Source organism: Candidatus Micrarchaeia archaeon (assembly GCA_041650355.1).
Lineage (GTDB): Archaea > Micrarchaeota > Micrarchaeia > Anstonellales > Bilamarchaeaceae > JAHJBR01.
This window is the reverse complement of the sequence record JBAZLI010000077.1, coordinates 1-4396: the sequence shown is the minus strand read 5'-3', so window position 1 is coordinate 4396 and position 4396 is coordinate 1. Positions and strand designations below refer to the sequence as shown.

The 4396-nt window shown below is 53.8% G+C and carries 6 protein-coding genes, 2 tRNA genes and 1 pseudogene; 2 read left to right on the top strand and 7 right to left on the bottom strand.

Annotated elements, in window-relative coordinates:
* Together WC488_04795 and WC488_04790 are read left to right on the top strand one after the other, a co-directional pair.
* Nucleotides 1-369, top strand: a 369-nt coding sequence (locus tag WC488_04795; protein MFA5077715.1) for an aminotransferase class V-fold PLP-dependent enzyme, incomplete at its 5' end; no start/stop codon positions are given.
* 5 nt (nt 370-374) lie between these two features.
* Nucleotides 375-752 (top strand): iron-sulfur cluster assembly scaffold protein, encoded by a 378-nt coding sequence (locus WC488_04790; protein MFA5077714.1) that lies wholly within the window; start codon nt 375-377, stop codon nt 750-752.
* A gap of 9 nt (nt 753-761) precedes the next feature.
* On the opposite strand, the gene WC488_04785 is transcribed toward WC488_04790, so the two are convergent.
* The 7 genes and pseudogenes from WC488_04785 to rpsM form a co-directional block, all read right to left on the bottom strand.
* Nucleotides 762-1442, bottom strand: coding sequence for a VWA domain-containing protein (locus tag WC488_04785; GenBank protein ID MFA5077713.1), 681 nt, complete (start codon nt 1440-1442; stop codon nt 762-764).
* Between the two features lie 56 nt (nt 1443-1498).
* Nucleotides 1499-1569: transfer RNA gene (locus WC488_04780), tRNA-Gly, on the bottom strand.
* A 52-nt stretch (nt 1570-1621) separates the two neighbouring features.
* Nucleotides 1622-1747: transfer RNA gene (locus WC488_04775), tRNA-Leu, on the bottom strand.
* 79 nt (nt 1748-1826) lie between these two features.
* Nucleotides 1827-2417 (bottom strand): DNA-directed RNA polymerase subunit D, encoded by a 591-nt coding sequence (locus WC488_04770; GenBank protein ID MFA5077712.1) that lies wholly within the window; start codon nt 2415-2417, stop codon nt 1827-1829.
* A 14-nt stretch (nt 2418-2431) separates the two neighbouring features.
* A pseudogene (locus WC488_04765) lies at nt 2432-2821 on the bottom strand (30S ribosomal protein S11).
* A 152-nt stretch (nt 2822-2973) separates the two neighbouring features.
* Nucleotides 2974-3528: a 30S ribosomal protein S4 gene (locus tag WC488_04760; protein ID MFA5077711.1), complete on the bottom strand. Its 555-nt coding sequence runs from the start codon at nt 3526-3528 to the stop codon at nt 2974-2976.
* A gap of 8 nt (nt 3529-3536) precedes the next feature.
* Nucleotides 3537-4196: a 30S ribosomal protein S13 gene (gene rpsM / locus WC488_04755; protein MFA5077710.1), complete on the bottom strand. Its 660-nt coding sequence runs from the start codon at nt 4194-4196 to the stop codon at nt 3537-3539.
* Nucleotides 4197-4396 lie beyond the last annotated feature (200 nt).

Below are 4396 nucleotides of genomic sequence, written 5' to 3'. Positions count from 1 at the left end.
GGAACCGCTATCGGCTACTTGGAAGGATTGGGAATGGATGAGGTGCGGAAGCACGATTTGAAGCTCACGAAATATGCGCTTGGGAAGCTTGCGGAAGTCAGGGGATTGCGCATCCTCGGCGCCCCTGAAGCCGGAAAGCGGGCAGGGATAATCTCTTTCACAATTGACGGGATTCATCCGCACGACGTCGCGCAGGCGCTGGATTCCGAAGGGATAGCGGTCAGGGCAGGGCACCACTGCGCGCAGCCGCTCCACGAAAGGCTCGGAATAAACGGAAGCGTTAGGGCGAGCTTTTACATTTACAACGATTTGGAGGACGTGGACGCGCTCTGCTCGGGGCTGGAGAAGGCGCGCACTAAGTTTCTGTGATTTAAATGGACATTTACATGGACCGCATTCTGGAATTGCACAAGAATCCCATCAACTACGGGGAGATTGCGGACGCTGACATAAAGAAAACTGATTACAATCCTTCCTGCGGGGACATGGTGCAGGTTTTCATCAAGCTTTCCAAGGACCGGAAAACCGTCGCGGATGCGAAGTTCACCGGGCAGGGGTGCGCAATCAGCATCGCCTCAGCGTCTTTGCTCATGGGCGCCGTAAAGGGGAGGAAAATGGAGGAGATTGCGGAAATGGGGCAGAAAGAAGTGTTTGAAATGCTCGGAGTGGATTTGAGCAGGAATCCCTCAAGGATAAAATGCGCGATGCTCCCGCTCGTTGTTTTGAAGAAAGGGATAAAAGAAGGGAAATAAGCAAAAAGATTATGCGGCTCTCAGCTTCATGTAAAGGCCGGCCAGAAGCGGAATCAGGAGAATCGCGGTCGGGGCGCAGCACGATGCGTCGCTCACTGCCTCGCTGAGCGCCTGCCTGAGCTCAATCTCATCTCCGGCATTGTAGTATTTTCCGCCTCCCTGAGTGACCGAAGAGGAAATCGCGTCCTGGCTTGAAGTGTCCAGTGCGAAGCCCACCACTTTCACCTCCATCCCGGCGCTCTGCGCAGCTTCCACTGCAGAAACAACGTCGCCGCTGCAGGTTTCCTCGCCGTCGGTGAGGAGCACCATCTGGCCCGTGCCCTTGATCTGCTGGAGGTATTTCGTGCCTTCAGTGATTGAGTTGGCTATCGGCGTGCTGCTGTCTGCGGTTATCGAATTTATCTTCGAAATCAGGGAGCTCTTGCTCGTAGTGAATGGCTCCCAGACGCTTATGCTGCCCGAGAGAGGGTCTCCGCCGCTGTCGCAGTCGGTGTAGACCATGAGCGCTATCTCATCCCCGTAGCTGTTCACGGTTTCTATCGCGACCTCCTTCGCTGTTTCCAGCTTCGTCTTTCCCGAGGGAAGCGTGTCGTCCATGCTTCCTGAAGAGTCTATTATCAGCAGCAGGGGCTTGGCGTAAGCTGCGGCCATCAGCAATACAAGGCTTAGTATCAGAAGATTCTTTTTCATTTTTCCACCCGTTCCAGTATCCAATCGTGCATTTAAAAACTTTCCTGAAAAAGAATTGCGACCGCCGGGGTTTGAACCCGGGTCACAAGCTTGGAAGGCTTGAATCCTACCACTAGACTACGGTCGCGCAAAATGTTTTTCTTTTCGTAAACGTTTTCTTTTTACAAAAAGAAAGAAATTGCAGGGAGCAGGATTGTCAGCTTTGCTGGCAAATTTTCGCGTCAGCGAAAGCTTTTGAACCTGCGCAGGTGCTAGACCACTAACCCCTCAAGCTAGCACGTTTGACCGGGCTCCGCCATCCCTGCATGAACTTAACTCTAGTGAATGGATATCCATCAGAAGACGGATAGGACTAATAATGACTGCGGAACAATTTAAAAAGACTTATTTCTTCTTGCTTCCCTTCTCGGCTTTGTGGAGCTGCTTGTGAAGCGCTTCAAGGTCGTCGTCGAGGATTGCGAGCGCCCTTGCGAGAAGCTCGCGCGGGGGCATCTGGAAAAACGACTCCACCGTGAACTTGTACGTTTCCCCGGCAATTTCGTAGGCTGCGAGCCCGGGCTGGAATTTCGCGTGCTTCTCAGCAGTCCTGAGGAACGCCTTTCCTTCGAGCCTGAGCGTCTGGCCGTCTGAAAGGGTCACGAGCGGGATTTTCCCTCTTGCGACCTTCACCTCCTTGTCCTTGCTCTCCAGCTCCTCAGAGTACACTGTCCTGGGGCCTTTAGTGTCCAGATAGAAGGTGATTTCCGCCTCCTTCGGGACGTCTTCGGGAGTGAATATCGGCACGAGCCCTATCCTGTGCGAGATGTACTCATCGAATATCGGCGAGGAGTTCTCGTAGAACGTCACTTCCTCTATCGCGAACGTGGGGACCGATTTTATCATGTACCTGCGGACCGCGTTGGCAAACGAAGTGTTCACTCCAGCAAGCTCGAAATTGAGCTTGTTCCCCTCTTCCTTGGTTATTTCGAGTTTCATTTTTTCGCCTGGCGTCAAACCCTTCTTCCCCTTCTTCCGCCCCTCTTCCTCATGGAATCGGTCGGGAGCGGGGTCACGTCCTCTATCCTCTCAATCCTTACGCCCATCCTCGCGATTGTCCTCACCACTGCCTGGGCGCCTCCGCCCGGGGTCTTGGACTTGTTCCCGCCCGGGGCGCGAATCTTTATGAAAACAGGATTCACTCCTTTCTCCTTCAATTGATTCACCAATTTTATCGCGGCCTGCATCGCGGCGTACGGCCTTCCTTCCTCCCTGTCGGATTTGACTATCATTCCGCCGCTCGCCCATCCGAAAGTTTCGGCTCCGCTCAAATCCGTAGCCGTGATTATGGTATCGTTCTTCGAGGAGTAGATGTGGATTACCGCGAGCTTGGACCTTCTCCTCGGCTCTGGCCTTGGGGCAGGCGCTGCGGTTGCAGGTGCCGGAGCAGCTGCTGGCGCGACCGGCTTTGCCTCTGCTGGCTTCGCCTCTGGTTTTGCCTCGGCCGGCTTTTCGACTTTTTTCTCTTCTGGTTTTGCCGTTTCAGTCATAAAAATCACTCTTTGGGCTTCTCCTCGGCTTTGGCCGGCTCGGCCGGCTTTTCGGCCTTCGGCTCCACGAAGCGGTGGTCTATTTCAATGTGCTTCGAGTGCCTCACGGTCCCCTCCTCCAAAGCTGAAACCATGTACGAAGGAATGTTCACAATCCTGTCGTTTATGGAGATGAATCCGTGCGTTATCAGTTGCCTGGACTGGGCCATGGTCTTTGCGAGCCCTTTTCTCAGCACCCTTGTCTGGAGCCTTCTTTCGAGCACGTCCTTGACCGTCAATGAAAGGATGTCTTCCACTTTGGCCTTGTCGTCTATCATGCCGAGGCGCCTGAGCTTGGTGAGCACCACGCCCTCCTCCTTGTTCCTCTCTGCTTCAGTAAGCGAGAGGAGCCTCCGGGCTTCGCGCCTTCCCTTCTTGAGTTCGCTCACCGCGAGCCACAGCTCGCGCATGTTCTTCAGGCCGTAGGTGTGCTTGAGCGCGCTTTCCTCCGCTATCCTGCCCTTGTCAAGAAGCTTCTTGGGTTTTGAGTATTTGTTCCTGAGTTTTCTCGGGTCTCCCATCGTTCCACCTATTTCTTAGCCGGAGCCGCTGCGGGCTTCGCAACTGCTGGTGCTCCTGCCGCCGGCTTCGCAGCCTGGGCTGCTCCCGGGGTTGTCGCGGCCTTTGCCTGTGCCAGCACAGCCTTCCTGAGCACTCCGACCGTCATGCCCACGCGCCCGGTGTTGCGGGTCCTCTGGCCTCTGACTTTCTGGCCGTAGGCGTGCCTGTATCCCTTCCAGGTGTAAGTGTTCTTGTCCCTTTCAACGTCCTGCTTGAGCGCGAAAATCAAGTCGTTCATGATTATGTGCTTGTTCCCGCCCTCCATGTAGTCCTTTCTCCTGTTGAGCATGAATTCCGGGAGCCCGTACTGCCCCAAATTGTTGAGAATCTTGTCCATCTGCTCTATCTGCTCGTCGTTCAGGTCGCCCACGTCAACGTTTTCCGGGAGCTTCATCTCCCGAATCAGGAGCTTTGCAATCGCTTGGTTCAGGCTTTTGCCTATTCCGCGCACTCTAAGGAGAGCTTTCGGGAGCTTGTAGTCGCCGCTCACATCCTTTCCGGCGATACGCTTGATTCCCTTCACGTTCTTCTCTATCTTCCTAGGAGGAGCTTTAGGCGCCTCTTTCGGGGCTTCCTTAGCGTCCTTCTTTTCCGTCTTCTCAGGTTTTTTCTCTGTTTTTTCAGCCATAAGAATTCACCGCAACTGTCTCGAGTAGTCAATTTAACCCAGTTAGCTCATTTTAGCCATTGCTAAATAGAACAACGCCATCTTATTTGAGAATAAAGCATTTAAAAACATTCCGTTCAGGGCTGTCGGAGGATTGAATTTCAGGACCTCACTTCTTCTTTGGAACCAGCTCTAGTTTTTTCTTTCCGGAATCCTCGCCT

Bases quoted from the DNA above. Each gene is read 5' to 3' on its own strand.
- WC488_04790 (MFA5077714.1), top strand. From the start codon at position 375: ATGGACATTTACATGGACCGCATTCTGGAATTGCACAAGAATCCCATC.
- WC488_04785 (MFA5077713.1), bottom strand. From the start codon at position 1,442: ATGAAAAAGAATCTTCTGATACTAAGCCTTGTATTGCTGATGGCCGCA.
- WC488_04770 (MFA5077712.1), bottom strand. From the start codon at position 2,417: ATGAAACTCGAAATAACCAAGGAAGAGGGGAACAAGCTCAATTTCGAG.
- WC488_04760 (MFA5077711.1), bottom strand. From the start codon at position 3,528: ATGGGAGACCCGAGAAAACTCAGGAACAAATACTCAAAACCCAAGAAG.
- rpsM (MFA5077710.1), bottom strand. From the start codon at position 4,196: ATGGCTGAAAAAACAGAGAAAAAACCTGAGAAGACGGAAAAGAAGGAC.